Origin of the sequence: Halomonas llamarensis, assembly GCF_023555005.1 — a bacterium.
Classification (GTDB): domain Bacteria; phylum Pseudomonadota; class Gammaproteobacteria; order Pseudomonadales; family Halomonadaceae; genus Vreelandella; species Vreelandella llamarensis.
The window spans coordinates 80,189-103,079 of the sequence record NZ_JAMJPJ010000009.1 but is presented as its reverse complement, the minus strand read 5'-3'; the positions used below and the strand labels follow the sequence as shown (position 1 = coordinate 103,079).

Annotated in this window: 17 protein-coding genes and 3 pseudogenes; 4 read left to right on the top strand and 16 right to left on the bottom strand. The window is 52.2% G+C overall.

Features of this window, described 5'->3' with window-relative positions:
- Positions 1–83 (bottom strand): IS66 family insertion sequence element accessory protein TnpB (tnpB, locus tag M8006_RS18370; RefSeq protein ID WP_430886813.1); only part of this gene is annotated, 83 nt, incomplete at its 3' end.
- Positions 84–106: 23 nt separating this feature from the next.
- Positions 107–319, bottom strand: coding sequence for a hypothetical protein (locus tag M8006_RS07975; protein WP_250080957.1), 213 nt, complete (start codon positions 317–319; stop codon positions 107–109).
- A gap of 59 nt (positions 320–378) precedes the next feature.
- Between M8006_RS07975 and M8006_RS07970 the strand changes: the two are divergent.
- Positions 379–1,922 (top strand): annotated as a pseudogene (locus tag M8006_RS07970) (IS3 family transposase).
- 148 nt (positions 1,923–2,070) lie between these two features.
- Here the strand turns inward: M8006_RS07970 and M8006_RS07965 are convergent.
- The 7 genes from M8006_RS07965 to M8006_RS18155 all read right to left on the bottom strand — a co-directional run bounded on the left by M8006_RS07965 (position 2,071) and on the right by M8006_RS18155 (position 10,127).
- Positions 2,071–2,736, bottom strand: coding sequence for a helix-turn-helix transcriptional regulator (locus M8006_RS07965; RefSeq protein ID WP_250080955.1), 666 nt, complete (start codon positions 2,734–2,736; stop codon positions 2,071–2,073).
- 629 nt (positions 2,737–3,365) lie between these two features.
- On the bottom strand, positions 3,366–4,682 hold the full coding sequence (locus tag M8006_RS07960; protein ID WP_250080953.1) for an aspartate aminotransferase type Ic: 1,317 nt from the start codon (positions 4,680–4,682) through the stop codon (positions 3,366–3,368).
- Entirely contained in the window at positions 4,679–6,064 is a 1,386-nt protein-coding gene (locus tag M8006_RS07955; protein WP_250080951.1) for a hypothetical protein, read from the bottom strand. The genes M8006_RS07960 and M8006_RS07955 overlap by 4 nt, the downstream gene beginning before the upstream one ends.
- Positions 6,065–6,073: 9 nt before the next feature.
- Positions 6,074–7,387, bottom strand: a complete 1,314-nt coding sequence (locus M8006_RS07950; RefSeq protein ID WP_250080949.1) for an L-tyrosine/L-tryptophan isonitrile synthase family protein — start codon at positions 7,385–7,387, stop codon at positions 6,074–6,076.
- Positions 7,388–7,730: 343 nt separating this feature from the next.
- Entirely contained in the window at positions 7,731–9,104 is a 1,374-nt protein-coding gene (locus M8006_RS07945) for a hypothetical protein (RefSeq protein ID WP_250080948.1), read from the bottom strand.
- A gap of 133 nt (positions 9,105–9,237) precedes the next feature.
- Complete coding sequence (locus tag M8006_RS18160; protein WP_347709751.1) at positions 9,238–9,708, bottom strand: LysR substrate-binding domain-containing protein; 471 nt, start codon at positions 9,706–9,708, stop codon at positions 9,238–9,240.
- Complete coding sequence (locus M8006_RS18155; protein WP_284046985.1) at positions 9,624–10,127, bottom strand: LysR family transcriptional regulator; 504 nt, start codon at positions 10,125–10,127, stop codon at positions 9,624–9,626. Before M8006_RS18155 ends, M8006_RS18160 begins: the two co-directional genes overlap by 85 nt.
- Before the next feature lie 194 nt (positions 10,128–10,321).
- Between M8006_RS18155 and M8006_RS07935 the strand changes: the two genes are divergently transcribed.
- Together M8006_RS07935 and M8006_RS07930 are read left to right on the top strand one after the other, a co-directional pair.
- Positions 10,322–12,223: an FAD/NAD(P)-binding protein gene (locus tag M8006_RS07935; RefSeq protein ID WP_250080947.1), complete on the top strand. Its 1,902-nt coding sequence runs from the start codon at positions 10,322–10,324 to the stop codon at positions 12,221–12,223.
- Positions 12,224–12,335: 112 nt separating this feature from the next.
- Positions 12,336–13,350 (top strand): IS630 family transposase gene (locus M8006_RS07930; protein WP_250080945.1). Its coding sequence is split into 2 segments (ribosomal slippage): positions 12,336–12,736 and positions 12,735–13,350, totalling 1,017 coding nucleotides; the frame shifts between segments, so codons are not numbered across the junction.
- Here M8006_RS07930 and M8006_RS07925 read toward each other — a convergent pair.
- The 3 genes from M8006_RS07925 to recB are packed head-to-tail and all read right to left on the bottom strand — an operon-like array spanning position 13,341 to position 19,757.
- On the bottom strand, positions 13,341–13,583 hold the full coding sequence (locus tag M8006_RS07925; RefSeq protein ID WP_250080944.1) for a hypothetical protein: 243 nt from the start codon (positions 13,581–13,583) through the stop codon (positions 13,341–13,343). The genes M8006_RS07930 and M8006_RS07925 overlap by 10 nt on opposite strands.
- A 55-nt stretch (positions 13,584–13,638) precedes the next feature.
- Positions 13,639–15,960: an exodeoxyribonuclease V subunit alpha gene (recD, locus tag M8006_RS07920; protein ID WP_430886812.1), complete on the bottom strand. Its 2,322-nt coding sequence runs from the start codon at positions 15,958–15,960 to the stop codon at positions 13,639–13,641.
- Complete coding sequence (gene recB, locus M8006_RS07915; protein WP_250080941.1) at positions 15,957–19,757, bottom strand: exodeoxyribonuclease V subunit beta; 3,801 nt, start codon at positions 19,755–19,757, stop codon at positions 15,957–15,959. Before recB ends, recD begins: the two co-directional genes overlap by 4 nt.
- A gap of 247 nt (positions 19,758–20,004) precedes the next feature.
- Here recB and M8006_RS07910 point away from each other — a divergent pair.
- A pseudogene (locus tag M8006_RS07910) lies at positions 20,005–20,111 on the top strand (IS481 family transposase); the annotation flags it as partial.
- Positions 20,112–20,211: 100 nt separating this feature from the next.
- Here M8006_RS07910 and M8006_RS07905 read toward each other — a convergent pair.
- From M8006_RS07905 to M8006_RS07895, 4 genes and pseudogenes are all read right to left on the bottom strand, one after another.
- Complete coding sequence (locus M8006_RS07905) at positions 20,212–20,874, bottom strand: DUF3226 domain-containing protein (protein ID WP_250080940.1); 663 nt, start codon at positions 20,872–20,874, stop codon at positions 20,212–20,214.
- A 5-nt stretch (positions 20,875–20,879) separates the two neighbouring features.
- Entirely contained in the window at positions 20,880–22,058 is a 1,179-nt protein-coding gene (locus tag M8006_RS07900) for an AAA family ATPase (RefSeq protein WP_250080938.1), read from the bottom strand.
- Positions 22,059–22,245: 187 nt separating this feature from the next.
- Positions 22,246–22,368 (bottom strand): annotated as a pseudogene (locus tag M8006_RS18365) (UvrD-helicase domain-containing protein); the annotation flags it as partial.
- A 58-nt stretch (positions 22,369–22,426) separates the two neighbouring features.
- Positions 22,427–22,732, bottom strand: coding sequence for a nucleotidyltransferase domain-containing protein (locus M8006_RS07895; RefSeq protein ID WP_250080936.1), 306 nt, complete (start codon positions 22,730–22,732; stop codon positions 22,427–22,429).
- Between the last annotated feature and the right edge of the window lie 159 nt (positions 22,733–22,891).

Genomic DNA, 22,891 nt, shown 5'->3' with positions numbered 1-22,891 from the left:
TTCAATTCCATTGCCTCCTGAACCAACAACGCCAGGCCATCGATTTGCTTGCGCATGTCCACCGGTTCACGGCACAGATACACGGTCAGGTCAGTGCTTGGACGAATCACGGCGCCACCGCCACTTGCACAAACCGAGCAGGACGATGACGAGGTGGCACCGGCAAACCGCGCACATTCAACCGTTTTTCCCAGAGCAGTAGATCGGCTAAAGTGAGTCTTTGTTGCGTCGCGTACTCGCTGAGGGGAATCTCTCGAACAGAGGCGTGATAAAGATGGCCGAGCCAAAACGCCTGCATAGCATTGAGTTCTTGGACCATGAGGATCTCCTGGATAAAGAATGCCTCAGTGTGATCAGCAAAACTCAGGTTGAGAAGATGTGGTTAGTGGCGCGCTTACGTTGTTGCCACCCCACAATCGCAGTGTGGCATCGGTCGCGACAGAAGAAGGCATCTCTGACGCAACGCTGTATGGTTGGTTAAAAAAGTGTCGAGAAAAAGGAGTGCCTGTGCCGGGTTACACCCAAAGCGATAACGAATGGTCACCCGATGCCAAGCTAGCCGTGGTCATCGAAACCGCCACGATGTCGGAAACAGAGCGTGGTGCTTACTGCCGCGAAAAAGGCCTTTATCCCGAGCAAATCCAGCAGTGGAAAGCCGCTTGTCTCCAAGGGGCTGGCAGGCAAGAAGACCAGGAAAAAACGGCGCAAAAACAGCGTAAAGAAGACCGTAAGACCATCAAGCAGCTCCAAGCGGAAGTGCGGCGCAAAGACAAGGTGTTGGCAGAAACGACGTCGTTACTGGTGCTCTCAAAAAAGCTCGACGCCTTGTACGGCGAGGATCCCAGCGGCGAGGACGACTAACGCCTCTTGAGGAACGTACAAGGCTCATTGCGCTATTTGACGAAGCGGTGGCGGGTGGCGCGTCCCGTTATAAAGCGGCCGTGATTATCGACGTGAGCGAACGCACACTGAAACGCTGGCGATCTGAGTGTGGCGCTGTGGTTGAAGATCAGCGCCCCCATGCGGCGCGAGGCAGTCAGCCGCATCAGCTAACGCACGAGGAAGAACAGGCCATTTTAAACGCCTGCAATCGCCCCGAGCATCAGAGCCTGCCGCCGTCACAGATCGTGCCATTATTGGCGGATCAAGGCGTCTACCTGGCCTCCGAGTCGTCGTTCTATCGGGTACTGAAAAAGCACCAACAGCAGCACCATCGAGGTCGAATGAAACCACGCCGCCCAGTGCCCGAGCCCACCAGTTTTACGGCAACCGGGCCGAACCAGGTCTGGAGCTGGGACATCAGCTACTGTTCTTCCGTTGTGCGTGGCCAGCACTGGTATCTCTACCTGATCATGGATATCTACAGCCGCAAAATCATCGCCTGGGAAGTTCATGACACGGAAGCGGGCGAGCTGGCTAAACAGCTGCTTGAACGCGCCTTATTGCGAGAAGGCTGCTGGCATCAGCCACCGGTGTTGCATTCGGATAACGGTGCGCCGATGACGTCTTAAACGCTTAAAGCCAAGCTGACGGAGCTGGGGATGTTGATGTCTTACAGCCGGCCGAGAGTGAGCAATGACACCCCTTATTCGGAAGCATTGTTCCGCACCGTCAAATATTGCCCAGCGTGGCCCTCACAGGGGTTTGCATCGCTGAGCGCGGTACGTGACTGGATGCTGAGGTTCGAGCGAGCTTACAACGAGCAGCACCTGCACAGTGGCATTCAGTACGTCACGCCCGCTGATCGGCATCGTGGTGTCGATCAAGAACGCCTTGAGTACCGCAAAGCGGTATATGAAAGCGCGAAGGGCCGGCACCCACAACGTTGGTCGGGAAACACCCGAAACTGGGAGATAACCGGCCCGGTATCGCTCAACCCTGGAAAAGTGCACGAAATCGAACGTAATAAACAGGCTGCTTAAGGGCAGTCATTTGGACAACTGGGTTGAAAATCACCGGACTTCTGACAACCTAGACTCACTTTCGAAAACCATTGAGTCTCGCTGGCCTAGAAACTTATACCCATCTTGCTGCTAGTTTATCTAGATTGCTTTTTTATAACTAGCTCATTTAAATGATGCCATAGTGTTTTGCTTTATAGATAGCATGCTTGGCATTGCTAACGTCCAACTTATTGATAATGTTTTCAATGTGAAACTTAACTGTCCTTACTGTTATGCCAAGAATAATGGAAACTTCTGAGTACGTTTTTCCCTGGCTTGCCCAGCTCAATACATCGATCTCCCGTTCAGTAAGCTTAAAAATTACTTTACTATCATTTGTGCAAGAAATTTCTTCTTGCACAGGATTTGGAGATGGGATTAGTTTGGCTAGGGCTTCATGCGATTTCAGGAATAACATCATCAACGTGTTCATTGAACGTGACACGTTGTTTGCGAATTCCGGGTCTTGATCCCGGTTACAAATACTTAAAGCTGCAAAACGGCTTTTTGGATCATGCAGCGGAAAGCTGAAACCCGACTCAATATTGAACTCCCGAGATAAATTAAATACGGAATTATTCGTGCCATTCAAAGCTTCAGACCAAGCATAAGGTGCCACACGTTGCATCCCGAAATTGATGACTGGGTCGTGTCGATAGAGGTTGTCTCGGGAATACTGATTCACCCATTCATTAGGGTAATTTGATACTACTAGGGGCGCTCCGTTATCACGTTTAGATTTCACAAAGTAGGCATAACACCTTATGCCAAAGCGGTTTAGCTCACGTTCCATCTGATAACCAAATTCTTTCTTTATTTCATCTTCTAGATTTTTTTAATCATGATAAATATGACCTTTTGTTGACATGGGTTAATTTTTTTATTGATCATGTGGAGAGTTTGTGAAAGATGTTTTAATGGGACATAGATAGTTACTTTTTTAGTGCTAAGTTATATGTGTAATTTTAATTCGTGAAGCAGTTCAAACGCTCAGGATCTATATAAGACCTCAAGAGTCAAAAGCTTTTTGTCATGCTTAAATCTATGTCAGAGTGATTATAAATCACCCTAAATAAGATTGTGCTATGGCATCTATTGCAACATACAGGCCAGAGGCCTTGTTCCATACATTTGGTTTTTCGTAAAAATTCTCATATTTAAACCATAGCCCGTAAGTCAGATAACATAATTATTGCTGAAGAATAGAGATAAAACCCTCACGCGGATTATTTCGATAGACATCAATATAATACATTTAAACAATTCTTTTATTTTCTTCTCAGGAATGATTGCTATCTGGCATAAGTTAGTGCTAGGTTAAATCCAATCTCAACTTCAAGAAATGTGCCAATAGAAGTTCTACTTAAGTCAAATAGTACGCACTTAAGACACTTTTCTTTTTTAGAGACTATTCCTCCATAACTACTCTAACTCGCTCTCTGCTATTGCTAGCCTAACGCATACAGCTATCCCTTCTGCCGCATCATTAATTTGTGAAAGCGTGGGAAAGGAGGGGGCTATCCGAATGTTGCAGTCTTTATAATCTTTTCTGTAAGGGAATGAGGCCCCGGCAGCAGTCAAAACGATACCTGCATCGGCAGCGAGCTGTACGGTTCTGGTAGCGCATCCCGTTGGTACCTTGAGGTTGATAAAGTACCCTCCCAAGGGTTCAGTCCACTCTACTTCGTTAAGAGATCCCAAAAGGCGATGAAAGGTACTGACTACAGCATTAAATTTCGGTGCTAAAACAGATCGATGACTCTCCATTAACCGATCGAGACTACTCTTAACTTTAAGAAAGCGGGCATGTCGCAATTGATTAAGTTTATCTGGCCCTATAGACCTCAGGTCAGAATGGGACTGCCACCAACTTAGGTTTTGGTCTGATGTCGCCAAGGCGGCAAGACCGGATCCTGATAGCGTAATTTTTGATGTGGATGCAAAAACGAACGCTCTATTTTCATACCCAGCAGTAGCACTGACGTCAAGTATATCTGGAATAAAAACGCTTTTATCTGAAAGATGATGTACGGCGTAAGCATTATCCCAGAATAAGTGAAAATCCAAAGCTGCTGTTTTCATTGAACCTAGACGATGGATAGTCTCCGCCGAGTACGTGATGCCTGTTGGATTGCTGTATTTTGGCATGCACCACATGGCCTTAACCGAAGGGTCTTCAAATACCAATTGCTCTACAGTATCCATATCTGGCCCGTTTTCTATTATAGGCACAGGCAGCATAGTGATTCCGAACGACTCTAGAATGGAAAAGTGGCGGTCGTACCCTGGAACAGGGCAGATAAAGCTAATTTGCCCGGACTTTACCCATGGCTTATTCCCATTTGGAGAACCTTTCAACATGAGAAACGCAATTATGTCATGCATCAGTGCGAGGCTAGAATTTCCTGCAACAGCTATGTTTGCGGTAGATGTGCCAAGTATCCAAGAGAAAATTTGCCGGGCTTCAGATAAACCAAGTGACGGCCCTCCATAATTCCTGCAGTCGACTCCGTCTATTGAGATAAAATCGTTTGCCGATGTCCAAGACAGCATAGGTTGAGAAAACCCTAGCTGTGTAGGCGACGGCTTTCCCCTCGACATATCTAGGGATAGGCCGCGAGCTTTCAGACGGTCATACTTATTCAGAGCATCCTCGTATATCCATTGTTTCTCTTTGAGTGAAGCGAGGCTCTCGTTATCGCAAGATACTGTGATTGATTTTGGATTCGTTTTATTCATCTGAAGAATACTCTAGCTATGCTCTGCTGTGGATTCAAATCGAATGGATCTACAAAGCAGAGGGGTTGATTGGTGCCAGCAAGCCAGTCTAGTAGTAGCCCTGTACCTTTCATTTCATCCTCTAGATATACGGGGACAGCGACTGATTTCTGAAGCTCTGCAAAAGTTAAAAAACTGGCTGAACCATTTTGGTTGACTGCGGTGAGCACGTGTTGAGAAAGAAGGTTGCCGGCTCGGCTTCCTAATGTGAAGATTGCTGGGATATGCTTAAGGTCTTTTTTTTCATGAACCGTAAGTTGTATGTTTTTCTGCTGAGCTACTCTTTCTTTGCTTAAATATTGAAGGGCTATGTACTTGCGGGTTGACTCCCAAGTGACAAGTTGCATAAATGAAAGGGTCTCATCAACAATATTTTCATCTCCAGGAATGGTTACTAGCCCATCAGGTAATGATCGCGGATTTAATAAGCCTAGTATCGCTGTTCGGATCAGGTGCTGCCTGTCTTGGTTTCCTTTGGATTTGAGCCATTTGCAAAGGGAAGGGGGAGTAACAATGCCATGGGGTCTTGTATCTTTACCTCTTCCTGACTCGGAAAATAAATGTGTCCAGTCAATATTAAGCAGTACAGTATTAAACTTTGCTGAGACTTCTTCGTCCTCCACTAGCTCCATGATTGCTGGAGAAGGGTATAGAGGGTGACCCTCAGAATACTGTTTAAGTATTACTTTCCCTTCACCGCATAGAGTATCGGTCATTCTCTGCCGCTGGTTATCGTAGGATCGGCATATCATCGGAGATGTGAACAGTGCCTCGTAGTAACGCGAACCTCCAGTCAATACTGTCAATTGAACATCCTGGTGACAAATAATTTCAGCAGATTGAACTATAGTCGCAAGCGTAATGACTGCGCATACTTCCGACATATCTGCCAATGGTCCTAGTGTTTTAAGCCCCCCTGCATCACGTTTTGACTGCCCCCAAGCAATGACCAACGAAAGCTTTCCGTTTTCTTCAAGTTGTTTATAAAACTCCTGTTGTAAGTAATGAGTATCCAGCCTGCCTGCATTTTTTGAAATGGTAGGGTTTCTGAATATTTCAACCAAAGATGCGGCCATTCTCCAGCGTTTATTGTCCAAATTTCTATAAATACAACCATCTGCTAAATCAGCAATGCTGCCAATTGCTGTCTTCGCAATCTTGGAGGCATCCTGAGATATCTTTTTTTGCCATGATTTAACTGCCAAAGTCATTGCAGACGCATTAAGTTTTAAGCTGTTATAAGGTGGGGGAAGTTTCTTCCAAGTTATAATTTCCTCTAAAAGGTGAGGCGTAAGGTTAGATTCGCTGACTATCTCTCTAACGGGATTGGGTTTGTTGTTCATGTTTATTACTCAGGCTGAATGCGTTAAAAATTTGTGAACACTGTCTATTTTAGTAACATCAACTTCAGACATATACATCAGCGGCTGATCTGAATGTTGCATAAGCCATAGTGGACCGTAGTAGTCTCTGTGATAAGGTGTATCGGGAAGGTTTTCCAATAGAACAGGAATCTCTCCATTAGCCTCTCGTTCAAGACGGTATTTAAAATTCACCTTCGCTGTTTGCCCATTCAGTGACAACCCACCGGTGGAGTGTTGAGCTGTCATCGCGACATGCTTTTTGGTGGCCGAGAGAAAGTGAAGCTCTCCCTTTTTTCCATGAATAGTGAGCTTCAAAGCGTCAGGCCTAACCCGTCTAATGACCTGCAGCTTTCGATCGGTTAATGATATAGCGACATACCTTATAGCCGCCTCCCAGGCCTCGCGTCTCATGGCGATGAAAAGATCGGTATTTAGCTTCGGATCGATATAGTTTTGGAAAAAGTTAATGGAGTTTGATTTGTGACGGGCGAGCACTTGGTTCAATGATAACGTATAACCAATATAAAGCTCCTGCTTTTCATCATCGCAATAAGAGCGTGCAAGATTAGCTTCATAAATTTCACCATAGAGGCTTTTATAAAATGTTGAAGTGACAATTGACCAGTACGTATATGTTAACTGGTTACCTATGTCATCTAATGAAGCGATGCGAGCAAAGGACTCAGCTAAATTTGAGGGATCAAACAATGGTTCGAATCGAGTTGAAATATCGGAGTAGTAGTTTAAAAAAATAGGCTCTCGTTCCCCTGCCGTGTGTTCTTCAAGCCCATCACTAACCCAATCTTCATAGTCAATAATGCTCACAATATCGTCGACGTTGAGCTGGCCAAGCCAAAACTGTAATCCCTGCTGATACTCTGCCACCAAGGCAGCGGGAGTACCACAGGCGCGGTTATACTTAAACCCATCAGCAAGTACAGTCAATTTACATCCTGTAGGGCAGAGAGAATCAATTATCTGGGCTGCTTCAGCAAATCTGGTGATGGAGTGAATTTCACCAAGATCAGGTATCCCTCCTCGGTTCTTGATTGGAGATAAAGGTTTTCTAGAAAATATTGGAAAGAGCAGCTCAAGGGGCTTTCCTTTTTGTAAACAAAACTTCACATGATCTCTGACTTCAATTCGCGAAAGGTTAGCTTCCTGTACTTTATACCAACAGCTGTCGAATAAGGCCTCAGCAACGTATTCTGCTACGCCTGATTTCTTAACACCGTAAGCCCCACTATTTTTTTTTGCTCGAGCTATAGTGGCATTCAGCCGAAGAGCCATTGCGTCGTTCATTCTCATCTGCATGCTAGGAACGAAGCTGTCAAGCCAGTAGTCAGCATGGATGTATCTTGCTTTTGAAGAAACTTATTTCGCGTGTAAAGGTTATGGCGCCTATGGTTGACTAAGCGAATTAGGCGATGGCCATCAGAAATTTGAGTTCGCTGCTGCTCATATATCTTATTGTATGATAGATCCGCGAATTCTATGGCTTTATTACAGGATATATCAATGATTTTCTGTCCCATATCAACTAGCCTCCATACGCTTAGATTCTCTTTTAATAAGATTAAAAGTTATAAAATATTTTAGCTTGCGATATTTTGAGTTCTATCTTAATTAATTTTCACGTCTAAAATTAAATTAAAGATATTATGGTAAAGTAAGCTACACATAACCCTGTAAAAGCTAAGGCAAAGCGACCATGACTGGCCAAGCTCACAGTCCAAGGTGCTGCACCGATAGAAGCGGCGGCAGTCACTGCACTTATTGAAACTGGAGAAACTAGCTGTGCTACCACGAACATAGCTATCCAGATGAGATATTCCAACGCAGGGTCGGCATTAGCAAATGGGTGAAACAGAGGGAAAAATCCAGCAAATAAAATCATCGGATGAATGCCTAGTATTGTTAGTAGCGGCAGCCCCCCTATCACCACGAATGCAAAAACTGTCGTTGACGTCAGATGCTCTGACAGTGCTAGTGGAACCATCTGTTCTAAATTGTCCGCACCTAGCCTAGCTAGCGACGCCTGCAGAGTACCGCAAGCCAGAAATAAAAGGATCTCTGCTCCTGAGCGGTGGAATGTACTATGTATCGCTTTAAATGCTGATAACACTCCATAGCGATATATCATCGATCCTATACCAGCAATAGTTATGGCTAATGCTACGCTTGTGACAGTAGCTTGACCCAACACACCTTGGCTTAATACGAGTATCCCCAGAAAGAGGAAAATAGGCAGCCCCAGATTTAGTTCAGTAGTTTCAGCCGTGTGAGAGATGCTGGGCAAAGCTTTAGTATGAGGGCCAGAGCGTGTTAGAAGAGCTGTAGCTAGTGCTAGTGGTAACCCCATAAGCAGCACATGCATCCAGGGTAAACTTGGAAACATCACACTAACGGCCGCGGCTCCTACCGTGGTTGGGGCCAAAAACATAGTACCCCCGACGGCTCGCATAGCGATACGTAGATGTTGCCGATAGTCAAGAGCTGTTTTTCGAGTCAAAGTTCCGACTATCGGCACCACTGCTAAGCTAAGGAAAAAAGTCATTCCTCCATAGAGCAGAAACAGCAAACGGGGTTTATTAGATAACCATGAGTGGCCTAAAGCCTTCTCGATGATTGTAGCCACGTTCTGCTTTTCCAAATATGTACGCAAAACTCCTATGCCCAGTAGAAGTAGAATGACCGTATCGAAGGCACCAATACCTTCAATAGGAGAGAATTCCAAGTCACTTACGCTGGCGAGTCCGGCGACTATCACTAGGATCCCTACGCCAAAGCGAGCAGAGGCTTTTCTATGCCAACTGGTTGCTGTAAACACTAGAACCAGTACAAGCACCGCAAGTGTTATCCCTCTAGACCAAAATGTATCTGGTAGCCAGGTAAGATGAATGCCGATCAACCAAACCACTAGAGCCGCAGCTACGGTTGAAAGACTTCTAATCTGCAGCGTGTTGAGCCATGACAGACTACGTGTAACCCTTGTGGCCAATAAAAATTCTTTTGGCATGCCCCCGTCCCCTGATTAAGCCTTAGTCGAAGTTATACCTCGTTGATCTAAGCTTCAGACTCAAAGGGAGTGGAGTCCAATAACGATATGTGAATTCGAGTATCAGAAAATGAGATGCCTGTCCCTTGATAAATCAATATTGTGTTTCGACCATGATCACTGCTTCACGCAAGGTGTCAACAAATCGCGCCAGCGCCGGAGTCCATGTATCTGGATCGGTCGTAACGAAATACGTATCGACATCAGAAATAGGTTTCGACAGTTCCAGATAGTGAATACCAAATCTATGTTGGTGTGCTTTGACTGTCGCTAGGGGGAGCATGGCATACCCCATACCAGCAGAGACACAGCCGAGCATTGCATCTAGTGTTCCGAACTCAAAAATTCGAACTGCATTGACCCCATAAGAAGCCAGCAGTAACTCGATACGCTGGCGGTAGCTACATCCTTGTCGAAAGGCAAGAAACGCTGATGCTAACAGCTCTTCCGTGGTAGGCATGGTAGGCATAGGCTTCGGGCCTACCAGTACAAGTTGTTCGCTAAAGTAAAGGCCTTGAACACGTGATAGCGGCCATGCTCTAGGCGTCCCGCTACGAACACGCAATCAACCTGTCCGGCCAGCAATAATTTAGTCAAGTCTGCTGTGGGGCCAGTAGTGAGTTTGATATCGACCTCGGGGTGCGCGGCATAATAAGCGGTCAGAATCGGAGGGAGTCGAAGGGCTGTCGTGGTTTCCATCGCGCCGATTCGAAGTTGCCCGCAAGTCTTTTCATTAGACCTAAATAAGGCGAGCGCTTCATCATGAGTAATCAGAATACGCTCAGCATATTCCATAAGTGCAAATCCGGCAGAAGTAAGACGGGCTTGTCCCGAGCGATGAATAAGCTGGGCCCCCAGCTCTTCTTCAAGTTTTTTAATGTGAGCAGTAACGTTTGATTGCACCGTATGCAGCCGCTGAGATGCTGCCACGAAGCTGCCGGTCTCGGCTACAGCCATGAATAGACGTAACGATTTAAGTTGCATGCATTGCCCCATAAAGCAAGATTATCTTAAAAAAAGATAATTATTATCACTATAAATCGTTTTTAAGGAAGTGTCAGTAGTGCGTACGCTATATCTGCGTCTGGAACGCACTGGGGAGATTATCGGCAGGATGTCCAAACATTAGAATCAGCCGAGAACTTCATATTGCACCATATTCAGGGGAGATAGCAGCAATGCAGCGTGACTCGGTATCGATTGCCATAGTAGGACTTGGCCCACGCGGAATTAACGTGCTGGAGCGCATCACTGCGCATGCCATACATGGATCAAATACACTTCGACTTCAGCTACATCTTATTGATCCAGGCGTACCAGGGGCTGGTATTCACTATCCTTGCCAACCGGACTACCTGCTACTTAATACAGTGGCATCCCAAATTACTATGTTCATGGATCCAACCATTGAGAATGCTGGGCCACTATTGGCTGGGCCTAGTTTGTATGAGTGGGCAGTAGACAAACACTACTTAGACAATTCAGTAGGGCCTAACAGCTATCTTCCACGAAGATTGTTCGGTGAGTATCTCAATTGGGTGTTTCATTATTTACTATTACGGTTAGAGCGATATTGTGATGTTCAACTTCACCCTTGCAAGGCAGTAGATTTACACGTCGAGCCTGATAACCGTTTTATGATAACTCTGGAAGGAACTGAAACTCTTAATACTGACTTCCTATTTCTGACAACGGGGCATGCCGAAAATTATTTTGATCAGCTCGACCAAGAGAGGGAAAATTTCGTAGAGGCATATCACAAGAGTAATAACTTTCTTAACTATATAGTGGCTTCTCCAAATCCTATTGACCAACAGTTAGAAAGAATTTCTTCTGGCACTTCTGTGGCTGTTGAAGGTATGGGTTTGACATCGGTCGATACTATCGCAGCACTCACAATTGGTCGTGGTGGAAAATTTTATCGTAATGATGAAACCAACGAACTTATTTATCGCCCATCTGGCGAAGAGCCGACATTGGCTATTTACTCACGAAGTGGTCTTCCTCTCTCAGCTCGTGCGGCGAATCAGAAAGGTGTTTCAGATCAGTATCGGGCTCGTTTTTTGACTCAGGCTGCGGTTAGCAAATGGCATACTGAGAAAGTCCCTGGAGAGCTGAACTTCTCTAATGAAGTGCTTCCTTTAATTGTACGAGATATGGCTCATGCTTATTACTTAACACATGCGCGCCATCGCCATGGTGACGCCTTCGCTAACTTGTTAGATGAAGCACTTGTACGCCTAAGTGTCGAATCCGCTGATGCTGTGCTTGAGCTTTGCCTTCCAGATGTTCCTATTTTTACATGGAAATCGATTATAGAGCCGATTCCAAGTCAGGCCTTAAAGAACGAAAAGGCATACCAAACGTGGCTTTACTCATTTCTTGAGGATGACATAAAAGAAGCCCATCGAGGTAACGTCGATAGCCCATTGAAAGCTGCTTGTGATGTGCTTCGAGATATCCGTGATAATTTGCGGAATGCTATAGACTTTGGCTCTTTGTCTTCCAATTCGCATCAAGAATTCATTACTGGCTTCTTGCCTGCGATGAACCGACTTGCAGTGGGGCCACCTCTAGAACGTGTCGAGGAGTGGTTAGCACTTGCCAAAGCAGGTTATCTGATCATGACGTTTGGTCCCAACGCCTATGTGACCATGAATCCTGAAAAGGCTTCATTTGTTGTAAATAGTTCGCTGTTTCCCGAGAGTAAATTTTTTGCCGACACACTAATAAGAGCCAGAGTTCCCAAGTCATCTCCAACTATTGATAGGTCGATATTTACCCAAAAATTACTTAAACAAGGCGTTATCCGACCTTTTTTTAATGGCGATATCGAAATCGGAGGAATAGAGGTTGATGCCCACTTACATATTGTCTCATTCGAAGGCAAACCATTACACAATGCATGGGCATTGGGCACGATCTGTGAAGGTGCCAAGTTTTATACATATATCGTTCCACGCCCTTGTGTGAACTCTACTGCACTGGTCGATGCTGGGTGTACAGTTAGAGAGCTATTTGCTCAGATCCAGTCATTAACACCATTTCAAGAAAGTATTCATAGCAGTATGGCTGTATAAACGGGGCTAGGTACTTATGAATAATAGCAGAAACTTACCCGCCCTTTTAAGTGACTCTGCATAAATTATCGTGTATAAAGAACAAAGACCCATCAGAGTAAAACACGGAACCATGTCTCGGCGCTTACGTTTTGTTTCTTTAACACCTGACCAGCAACGTATCTTAAATGAAGCCTACCAGTACGGCGAAAAGAGAGCGCTACGTCGTCGGGCTCACGCCATTCTGCTCAACCACAAGGGCCATACGATTAACCAGATTCGCGATATTATCGGGGTCAAGCGCGATACGGTATCGACTTGGTTATCCCAATGGGAAGCAGACGGTATTGAAGGGCTTCAAGACAAGCCTCGCGAAGGACGCCCCCACCTTCTCAGCGAGAGTGATCTTGCTGTGTTAGAGCAACTGGTTGAAGAATATCCCCATCAATTGCCTGTCCTCCATGCCAAGTTTCAGGAGCAGACGGGCAACGTCGTCAGCCAGGACACGTTGCGGCGCGCGTTAAAAAAAAGGCTATAGCTGTAAGCGGATACGCCGTTCATTGAGGGCACAGCGTGACGAAACAGATTTTCGCCATACGCAAGAGATGATCAATGTATTGAAGGAGTGGGAAGATGAGGGTGAGTGCGATCTCTATTTCTTTGATGAAGCCGGTTTCTCGCAGTCATCGTCACTTCCTTATGCATGGAGCCCGATAGGCAAGCCCTGGGAAGTCACGGCCTACCCACACAGCAAACGGTTGAATGTACTGGGCTTTCTCACCAGAAAAGACGAGTTTTTTTACCACATGACCACCGAGTCAGTGACCACTGAGATCGTTGTAGAAGCCTTTGATCAGTTTGCGGCACATAAAGACCCTGACGCATTCGCCGTCGTGATACTGGATAATGCCAGAATGCACCGTTCCAAGGCATTCCAGCGCAAACTTATTGATTGGATGGCACATCGCATTCATCTGGTCTATTTGTCGCCGTATTCGCCGGAGCTGAACCTGATCGAAATCCTTTGGCGCGAAATCAAATACCGGTGGCTACCCTTAACAGCCTACAGTTCGTTCGATAAGCTTTGTGAAACGGTCAAAAACGTATGCAATGGTTACGGCACTAATTACTCGATAACTTATGCATAACCACTTAGAAGAGGCTGTGCTGCACTATCGAAGATCAATGCTCTAAGTGATGCTGCGGCTAAAAGTAGTTGACCTGAGTCTATTTGAAGGGGCTGCTTACCGACGAGCTCTTCATCAGAAAATGCGTATGCCGTTTTAAGAATAACGCTTAAATGGGTTCTTAGTGCTAATGCCTCTCCCCAGTCTTCTTGGCTTATATAAATTGTTTTATTATCTTTGTTTTCATTGTTCATAATTTCAAAAAAATCCTTGGTAACCTATTTCAGCTAAATTATATGAAATAATGAATTAGCTGTTGATGCCTTTTATCCCACTCACCCTCATAACCTCCCTAGTCACTGCATCATTCAATATCCCGCGCTTAGCTTCAATCAGCGTCAGCCAGTCGCGGGCGCGAGTAATCCCGGTGTAGACCAGCTCGCGGGTGAGAATTGGGTTGGGCGTTTGCGGTAGTAGCAGTGCGGTGTGCTGGAACTCCGAGCCTTGGGATTTGTGTACTGTCATCGCGAACACGGTTTCTACCGCGTGTAGGCGGGAGGGTAACACCCAGCGGATGGGTTTTTCCGGGTCGCTTGTGGGGAAGGCGACTCTAAGTAGCGATTTACCCGGCGTGCGCGGGTCGGGCACTGCTAGCGTGATGCCGATATCGCCGTTCATCAGTTTCAGGCCGTAGTCGTTTTGGGTGACGAGTACCGGGCGGCCTTCATACCAGCCTTTTTCCAGCGTGAAATCACTCCCGTACAGCAGCTTTTCTTGGCGCAATGTTTTGGCGATGCGCAGGTTCAAGCCTTCTACCCCCCACGGGCCTTTGCGCAGCGCGCATAGCAGTTGGAAGTGGCTGTAGGCGCTGAGTACCGCGCCTGCCCAGTCGTTGTAGGCGTCTGCGTTTTCCTCAAATGATTCCCCGCGCGGGCGCTGGGCATTCAGCACGTTCAGATAGTGGCGGTAGCCGGTGGGCGGGGCGATGGGCTCGCCGTTATGGTCGGTGCGGCCTTCGCCGCCGTTGATAAACTTGTCGGGGCTGCCGTGAATGACCAGCTTATCCAGCGCGGCGTCGTCGGTCAGCGTCAGGTGGTGCAGGTCCGGGTAGCCGTGGCGCAGCACCTGGTTCACTGCCTGGTGTTTTTCCTGGTCGCTTTGGGTGTGGCTTGGCTGGTTGATCGCCTGGGCCAGTTGGCCGATGCCGCTGTACTCGTTAAAGCGGTGGCTGACCCGGAGCATGGTAATCGCTTGGTCAAGCGGCTGGCCATGAGCGTCGATGTAGTCCGGCGGCAGCGGCTGGCCGGTGGCGTGTGCAAGCCAAGCGGCGGTCTCTGGCGTGTAGTGGACGGCCTCGGCGCGGCGGCACAGGTCGCCCAGTACGGCACCGGCTTCCACCGAGGCGAGCTGGTCTTTATCCCCCAGCAGCACCAGCTGCGCCTGGGCGGGCAGGGCACGCAGCACGGCGGTCATCATTTCGATATCCACCATCGAGGCTTCGTCGATCACCAGGACGTCCAGCGCTAGCGGGTTGGCGGCGTTGTGGCGGAAGTGGCGGGTATCCGGCCGGGCGCCTAATAAGCGGTGAAGCGTGGTCACCTCAGTTGGTATTGCTGCCTGAAGCTGCCCCGAGCGCGCTTCATCGCCCAATAAATTGGGCTCCCACAAGGTCGTTAGCGCTGTAAAGGGAAGTTGACTGACCTGCCCGGCGATGGATTCATTCAGCCGGGCGGCGGCTTTGCCGGTGGGCGCGGCGAGGCGGATGCGCAACGGTTGGGCATTGGGCTCTGCCAGTTGCAGGGTTTGCAGCAGGGCGAGCAGGCGCACCACGGTGGTGGTTTTGCCGGTGCCGGGGCCGCCGGTAATAATGCCGAAGCGGTTGCGGGCGGCCAGGGCGCAGGCGGTTTTTTGCCAGTCCAGGGTGGGGGTGGTGTCAAATAGAATGTTTAGCGCGTTGGCGAGTAGATCGGGATGACTGGCGTCATCCATCGCCCAATGAATTGGGCTCCTACAGGTGCCCTCTTCGCCGGTGAGGCGGTTGGCGATTTCCTGGTGGAGGGTCTGTTCGTATTGCCAGTAGCGGCGTAGGTAGAGCTTGGTGGTGTTGCCGCTGTTGCTGACCACGAGCGGTGTATTGCCGGGGCCGTCGCTTATCAGCGTGGGGTGGTTGAGCGCGGCTTGCCACTCGGCGAGCGTTAGCGTGGCGAGCACCTGGCTGGGCAGCGGCGGTGGGTCGTTTAGATCATCGCCTTCCGGCGGTAGCGAAAGCGCAAAGTCCGGCGCGCTGAGCGTGGCGTCTAGATCCAGGCACACATGGCCGCGGCCTAGCTGGTGGCTGGCAAGCGCGGCACCGAGTAGCAGCAGCGGCGGGGCGTCCGGTGCTTCCATGGCGAGAAAGCGCACCAGGGCGCGGTCCAGGTCCCGCAGCCAGCCTCGCGCCACCCAGCGCTCACAAAGCGCCAGTAGTTCGGTTGTATCGCTTAGCGCAAGGTGAGCGCTTACTTGCGTAGCATCGGCCGTGGGTGCTGGCTCGCTCGTCTCGCTTGTCTCTCTCATTTCGGCGGCGGTGTCGTCGAACAGGTCAAACGTTTGGGTGTCGCCTGGGTGGCCGTTGGTGCGTTTACTGCTCATAGCGTGGCCTCTTGCGACGTGGTTGAAACCGGCTCACCGGCAAACAGGGCATCCAGGGCTTCGATCAGTTCGACCGGGGCGGGCTCGGCAAAGACCCCGCGCCCTGGGCTGCGGCTGCCGCGCAGAAAGACCGTCATCGAGCCGCCCAGGTGCTGGTGCGGGTTGTAGTCGGGCAGGCGGGCTTTTAACAGCCGGTGCATGGCCAGCAAATATAGCGCGGCCTGTAGGTCGTAGCGTTTGGTCAGCAGCGCCTGGCGCAGAGCCTCGGGTTCGTAGGCGCTGTCATCCGGCCCCAAATAGTTGGATTTCCAGTCCAGCACGTAGAAGCGCCCCTGGTGTTCGAAGGCCAGATCAATAAAGCCTTTGAGCATGCCGTTCAGGGTGTCGGCATCCAGCGCGGGGCGCTCAACCCCTGGCAGTAAGTGCTTGCTAACCAGGGCGTCGATGGCCTGGGTATCGACCTCTTTGGCGGCGAACCAGAACTCCAGTTCGACCTGATAGCTGCCCAGCTCGGTGAGCGGTACGCTGTCGCTTTTGTTCAGCGGTAAGGGCGTGGTCAACAGCGTCGTTAGCCAACCGGCCAGCGGTGCTTGCCATGCCTGCCAGCCGCGCAGCTGCACCCGCCGCCAGAGCATATCATCAAGGCCATCGCTGTCGGTCGCGGCGCTTTCAAAGCCTTCTTTGCCTGCCCATTCCAGCAGGCCATGCAGGAAGGTGCCGGGGCCGGGGCCACGCGGAAACTTGTGCAGGTGGAAAGTCTCCGGCTGGGCCAACTGGGACAGTTCCTGAGACAGTTCCTGCGGTTCATCCAGCACCTCAAACGCCGTGGCTTCCTGGGCGGTGGTGGGTTCCAGGGGCGTGAGCACGGGGGCGGTGAGCGTGCCGGAAAGGCGCAGCGCCGAGTAGCTGGCAATCCACCAGTGTTCCTTGGCGGGGCGCGTGGGCGTGCGGGCGTGCCCCAGGGTGGTGGTTTGCTGGGGCGGGGCAAGGCGCAGCGCCGTGGGCTCGGGCGGCGCATTAACGCGAATGTCGCTGCCTTCCGTCAATTCTGCCAGCTTGGCGGCGAGTTCCTCTGGCGCGAGGGTCTTGCCGCCGTTGATCAGGTGGCCGATGGCGCTGTTTTCCAGCCCCTTGAGCGGCGCCAGCCCCAGCCAGGTGGCGTGGCGGGCGCGGGTGAGCGCGACGTAGAGCTTGCGCAGGTCTTCGCCCAGGCGCTCGCGGTCGGCGGTGGCCAGGGTGTCTTCATCGGCGCTCAGGCTGAGTTGCAGGTTGCCGTGGGCGTCGTGCCAGCGCAGCGGCAGGTCCTTGTCGCTGACCGGGCGGTGGTTGGCGATAAACGGCAAAAACACCAGCGGGTACTCGAGCCCCTTGGACTTGTGGATGGTGACCACCTTGACCAGATCGGCGTCGCTTTCCAGGCGCAGCTTGTGGCTGTCGCCGTGGCTTTCCGGGTCGGCGATGGCGTCATACAGAAAGCGAATCAGCGCGTGCTCGCCGTCCAGTTCCTGGCTGGCCTGCTGGAGCAGTTCGCCCAGGTGCAGCAGGTCGGTTAGCAAGCGCTCACCGTCTTCGAATGCCGTCAGCAAGCGGGCAGGAATGTCGAAGTCCACCATCATGCGGCGGACCAGCGGCAGTACGCCCTGGCGCTGCCACAGGCGGTGGTAGTGGCTGAACTGCTCGACCCGGGCTTCCCAGGCCAGCTCGCTTTGTTGCAGGTGGTCCAGGTCGGCCAGGCTGAGCCCCAGCACCGGCGTGGCCAGGGCGGCGCGCAGGTGGGCCTCGGCCTGGCGGGAGCTGGCCAGTGGCTCGGCGCAGGCGCGCAGCCAGCGCTCTACCTGCCCGGCCATGGGCGAGCTGAATACCTTGTCGTGATCAGAAAGGTAGACGCTTTTGACTCCGCGGCTGGCAAGTGCCAGTCGAATGGCGCGGGCTTCCTGGAGGCCGTTGACCAGTACCGCCATGTCGGAAGGCTTGAGCGGCGTGAGCGGGTCGCCTTTCTGGAAGCCGCTTTCTGCCTGTTGGCCGGCGCTGAGCAGTTCGGTCATGTGCGAGGCGCAGCGCTCGGCCATCTCGGTCTGGTAGGCGGTTTTGGAAAGCGGTTCGTCGCTTGGAAGCGCCCAGAGCGTCATGGCGGGTAGCGGTTGACCCTGGTGTACCAGCTGTTCGTCGCGGCCTTTGGCGGTCACGGGCTGGAAGGGCAGCGGGTTGTCGCCGCCTTCCTCGCGGAACAGAAAGGCCCCGGCGGGTTGCCGGTCGGCGTAGGCGAAGCAGTGGTTGACGGCCTCGACCATGGCGCGGCTGGAACGGAAATTGGTGCCAAGCGTGACGTGGCGGCCAGCGGTGTCCTGGCGGGCTTGCAGGTAGGTGAAGATATCCGCGCCGCGAAAGGCGTAGATGGCCTGCTTGGGGTCGCCGATCAGCAGAATGGCGGCGTCGCGGCGGGGCTTGGCGACCTCATACACCGCGTTGAAGATGCGGTACTGGATGGGGTCGGTGTCCTGGAACTCGTCGATCAGGGCGACGGGGAACTGGCGCAGGATCTGCGCGGCCAGGGCGTCTTTGTTGGGCCCTTGCAGGGCGCGGTCCAGGTGGCTGAGCAGGTCATTGGGGCCCATTTCGGCGCGGCGTTCCTGCTCGCGTTCCAGGCGCACCTTGCACCATTGCACGGCGTGAATCAGCAGGTCGTTGCGCGGTTCGGGCAGGGCCTTGAGGGCAGCGGGCAGCTCGGCCAGCGCTTCCCAGGCCGCTGGGCAGGGTGGCGCGCCGTCTTTCCATATCTCGGCCATGCCGTCCGGGGTGAGGCGTTTCCAGGCGGCGGGCGTCAGCGCGGGGCGTTCCAGGTCGCTTTCGCTCCATTCGCGCAGCGCGCCCAGCCAGTTGGCGCGGCTTTTGGCGTTGAAGCTTTGGCCTTTGAAGGCTTTACGCTTGGCGGCGTCTTCCAGTGCGGGCACCAGCTCGTCCAGCCAGGCGGGCCAGGGGGCTTTCAGGGTGCTCAGCGTTGCCTGGCGTTCGGCTTCGGCGGCGCTCAGGGTCTCCGCCGGGTCGGGGCGTTGGCTGCCGAGGGCGTCGCTTTCGGCGAGCAGCCGGGCGACCTGGGCGTGCAGTTCGTCGGGGGATTTCCAGTAGCGGGTAATGTGGCCGAGTGCCTCGGCGTCCAGCGGGTAGTAGAAGGTGCGCCAGTAGTCGCGCACTACTTCCTGTTCCAGCTCGTGCTGGTCGTTTTCCAGGTCGAGGGAGAACAGGCTGCCGCTGTCGAAGGCGTGTTCTCGCAGCATGCGGTAGCACCAGCTGTGGATGGTGGAAACCGCGGCTTCGTCCATCCATTCGGCGGCCAGTTCCAGGCGGCGGGCGCAGGCGGGCCAGGTGGCTTCATCGTATTGGTCGCGGAGCTGGAGGAGCAACGGGTCGTCCGAAGGCTCGGAAGCAGGCCACTCCGAGGGCGCTGTGAACCCATCCCTGGGCGCTACTTTTTCCATCCCTGGAAAAAGACCCTCTCCGTGACCTGCTTCCTTCGCGTCAGGTGCCTTACGAAAAACGCCAGCGGCTTCCACTAGCCGGTTGCGGATGCGTTCGCGCAGTTCCTGTGTGGCGGCGTTGGTGAAGGTAACGACCAGGATTTCCGGCGGCGTCAGCGGTCGCACAAAAGCGGTGTCGTCGTCGCTGTGCTGGCCGCCCAGTACCAGGCGCACGTATAACAGCGCGATGGTGAAAGTTTTGCCCGTGCCCGCGCTGGCTTCAATTAGTCTGCTGCCGTGGAGGGGGAGCGTGAGTGGGTTGAGTGGGGTGGGTTGGGTCATGCTGCACGCTCGCTCGCTATTCGCCTGTTGTGTCCCACTGAATCATGGGCACTTTAGATAATGCTAGCACGCTGTGCTAAAGAGCGGCGCATCCTGGACACTGCTTGCACTGACTTACGCTATGCCTGGGAGGGCTGGTTGTTTGAGAAGAACTGCTGTCTCTACAGTCGGATTGAGGAGATATTTATTAACCTAGGCCGCCCGGCGTTTGTTGGCCTGCTGGCAGCTGCTGGTGTCCCGCGCAATAGCGCTGCACCACAAGGCACCGATACAGCAATAAAAGAATGGCAGGCCAAACAGCCAGAGCTATTTACCAAGCGGGTAGTTAATCATCCGGGGCCCGACAGTTACTGATACTGAAAGAAGGTTGTTTCAACATTAAGGTGATATTGATCAGGTTTAGAGTTTTGAGAACGGCTTTTTTTGAAAAAGGATACTTAAATGTCAGGGTATATCAGCGATAGACGGCTTCAAGCCAGGTGTTTAGACCCGCATGCAGGGCACTCTGCTCATCCAGGAGGCCGGCCTCAACGGCATAGTACAGCCCTTCACCAGGGCGCCCCTGCCAAGCCAGCCAGGTCGCTACCTCGGCCTTAGGGCGCCGTAGCGCTTTGAACTTGGCAGGCCAAGGCAGCTCATCGATCACCCGAATGGCATGATCGAACCACGGTCGTTCGGCTGCCGTCAGGCATTGGGCCATCCAGTGTTCCAGCATGCCTTCATCGGCATTGTTGGGCATAACCCAGAGCCCCAGATCGTTCAAGCCATCATCATGACTGAATAGCAGTCCGTCCGGCGACCGTGCCCCAGTGGTTCTTCGTCGATAGCCATACTCACCCACAACATCAGAGAACTGCCTAACGGTCCGCTCGAAGCCACCGCCATGCACATGGCTATCGGCATCCAGCACCACGGCCAGCCTACCATCCTCGCGATCAATCAGGTTCTCGAGCAGCGTCGGCAGGGTATGGAGTGCCGCCTGCTTGGTGTCTTGATTGGCACCGAATCGCCGCGGCGGCGATACTTCCACATGGGTATCTAGATCCAGTGAGCGGCAAAGCGCCTCGAAGAAGCCGCGGTCCGCTTCGCCCTCGACCAGCAGGATATGATCACTCACCGCCATCACCGCACCTCGATATCGGCTTCGGTGATCTGGTAGAGCCGATCTTCATCGAAAACCGTGGCGATGGTCTTGCCGGCATCGCTCTTGCGAGCGCTCTTGCCCACCCGGAACAGCACGCCCTCAGTAGATGAGTGATCCAGAGCAGACTGGGCGAAGGTCTGGATGCAATCCCAACTGTGTGTCGTCGCAAACACCTGGATATCCAGGCGCTCGGCCAGTTCGAACACCAGATCCCACACCTTCTTCTGCACACTGTAGTGCAGCCCATTCTCAAACTCGTCAATCAGCAGCACCCCCCCTTTGGCAGGGAACATCTTCAGCACCAGTTGCAGCAGGCGCAGCATGCCATCCCCCATGCTGTTGAGCGGCACCGGCTCCTCGAAGCCCTGGAGCCTCACCTTGGCCGTGCGCTGAGCCTGTCGGCGCCGCTGCCAGTTACCCGAGGGCTCACGGCGTGAATAGCGGTCATCCTTGCTGACGAACGCCAGGTCCTCGAATTCCGGTGCGATGATCCGCAGCACGGACTTCAAGGTTTCCTCATGATCGGTCAGGGCCACCTGATCCCACTCGGCCGCCAACTCATCCATGTCCACGAAGCGGGTTGGGATATAGCTGCAGGGCAAGGTGTCCGCTAGCTCCGGGCCACGCATGCGCGATCCGATGAGCCCATTCATTTTCTGGAAATCCAGAAGGGTGGACTTCTGCCCCTTGTGCAATAAAAGCCCCTGGCTGACAAGCGAGTCGATCTCCTCATCGGCCAGCTGGGCGGGAGGCACGGCACGACGCCGGTTGCGTGTGACCGTGGCACCGTCCTGGTCAACCGTCTGCTCTTCGTACTCCAGAATCAGCACATGCTGAATGGTCAGCCTCTGTCGATCGGGCAACTCACCTATGTCGATGGCGTCACCGCCTTGAGGAAAGCGCCGTCCGGTAAACAGGTGCTCGAAGGGCAGCTCCCCTGCCTCCGCCTCATCGTCGAGGAAGAAGCGCTCATCGTGATCCGCGGCGATCTGCTCCAGCACCGTGCGATGGCCGCTGGTGGCATAGAGCTGCAGGGCCTCCAGCACGGTGGACTTCCCAGAATTGTTCCTGCCGACGACGAGGTTCACCCGTCCCAGCTTCTCGACCTGGAAGTCCTCCAGTGCACGGTAGTTCTTGATCACGAGTGACTGCAGCATGCGGGAGTCTCGATGGAATTAAGTGTCAACTTATCTAGCTGAGACTATCATTTGACGGCGAAAAGTGCACGGCGGGGTGCGACATGCGCGCGATAGGCCAAGGTATTTCATCTCATGGCCCCAGACCTCAGTAGTTGGAAATCACGCACTAGATCCCTGTTTCTCTCCTCGCTGACTGTAAGCAATGGAGCACCAGGCGCACGTATAACAGCGCGATGGTGAAGGTTTTGCCCGTGCCCGCACTGGCTTCAATTAGGCGGCTGCCGTGGAGGGGGAGGCTCAATGGATTGAGGGGTGCGGGCTGGCTCATAAGAAAATATGTTTAAACCCTGTTGGGAAATCTTGGCTTGCTGAGTAAGCGTCGCTCACTAGGTATTCTTGTCATCAATAGGGCAGGCTTCGGCTAAAACCCTTGCCTGGGTGGGGGTTGGCTCATCAGTTGATGTATAGGTCTCTATATTGACCGGCAGCTTTAGGTATTCTTCAAGTACTTCATTCAGTTCGGCACAAGCCTGAGGCGGTATGTTTGTCTGAGAAATGAGCAGTAGATCAACGCCGCCGCCTTGCTTGGTATCATCAAGCCGCGAACCGAAGACACGAACGTCCACATCAGCGTCAATATACTCTTCCACCCCGGAGAGAATGATTGCTCGATGTGTTTGAGTAATACGCATAAGACAGCTCCTAAACTGTATGAGACCCCCGCCACCCGATAATCTTGTCGCCGAGCCACGCTTGGTACATTGAGTTTACGCTACCGGCCGCTTCGGTTCACTCTAGGTCGGCTCTGCCGGAAAACTCGCCGCGCTCGCTGACGCTTCAGGCCACGTGTA

Excerpts from the sequence above, each read along its gene's own strand:
- recB (WP_250080941.1), bottom strand. The coding sequence starts at position 19,757 with ATGACCCAACCCACCCCACTCAACCCACTCACGCTCCCCCTCCACGGC.
- M8006_RS07935 (WP_250080947.1), top strand. The coding sequence starts at position 10,322 with ATGCAGCGTGACTCGGTATCGATTGCCATAGTAGGACTTGGCCCACGC.
- M8006_RS07955 (WP_250080951.1), bottom strand. The coding sequence starts at position 6,064 with ATGAACAACAAACCCAATCCCGTTAGAGAGATAGTCAGCGAATCTAAC.
- M8006_RS07945 (WP_250080948.1), bottom strand. The coding sequence starts at position 9,104 with ATGCCAAAAGAATTTTTATTGGCCACAAGGGTTACACGTAGTCTGTCA.
- M8006_RS07965 (WP_250080955.1), bottom strand. The coding sequence starts at position 2,736 with ATGGAACGTGAGCTAAACCGCTTTGGCATAAGGTGTTATGCCTACTTT.
- M8006_RS07900 (WP_250080938.1), bottom strand. The coding sequence starts at position 22,058 with ATGCTGCAGTCACTCGTGATCAAGAACTACCGTGCACTGGAGGACTTC.
- recD (WP_430886812.1), bottom strand. The coding sequence starts at position 15,960 with ATGAGCAGTAAACGCACCAACGGCCACCCAGGCGACACCCAAACGTTT.
- M8006_RS07895 (WP_250080936.1), bottom strand. The coding sequence starts at position 22,732 with ATGCGTATTACTCAAACACATCGAGCAATCATTCTCTCCGGGGTGGAA.
- M8006_RS07960 (WP_250080953.1), bottom strand. The coding sequence starts at position 4,682 with ATGAATAAAACGAATCCAAAATCAATCACAGTATCTTGCGATAACGAG.
- M8006_RS18155 (WP_284046985.1), bottom strand. The coding sequence starts at position 10,127 with ATGCAACTTAAATCGTTACGTCTATTCATGGCTGTAGCCGAGACCGGC.
- M8006_RS07925 (WP_250080944.1), bottom strand. The coding sequence starts at position 13,583 with ATGAACAATGAAAACAAAGATAATAAAACAATTTATATAAGCCAAGAA.
- M8006_RS07950 (WP_250080949.1), bottom strand. The coding sequence starts at position 7,387 with ATGAACGACGCAATGGCTCTTCGGCTGAATGCCACTATAGCTCGAGCA.
- M8006_RS07975 (WP_250080957.1), bottom strand. The coding sequence starts at position 319 with ATGGTCCAAGAACTCAATGCTATGCAGGCGTTTTGGCTCGGCCATCTT.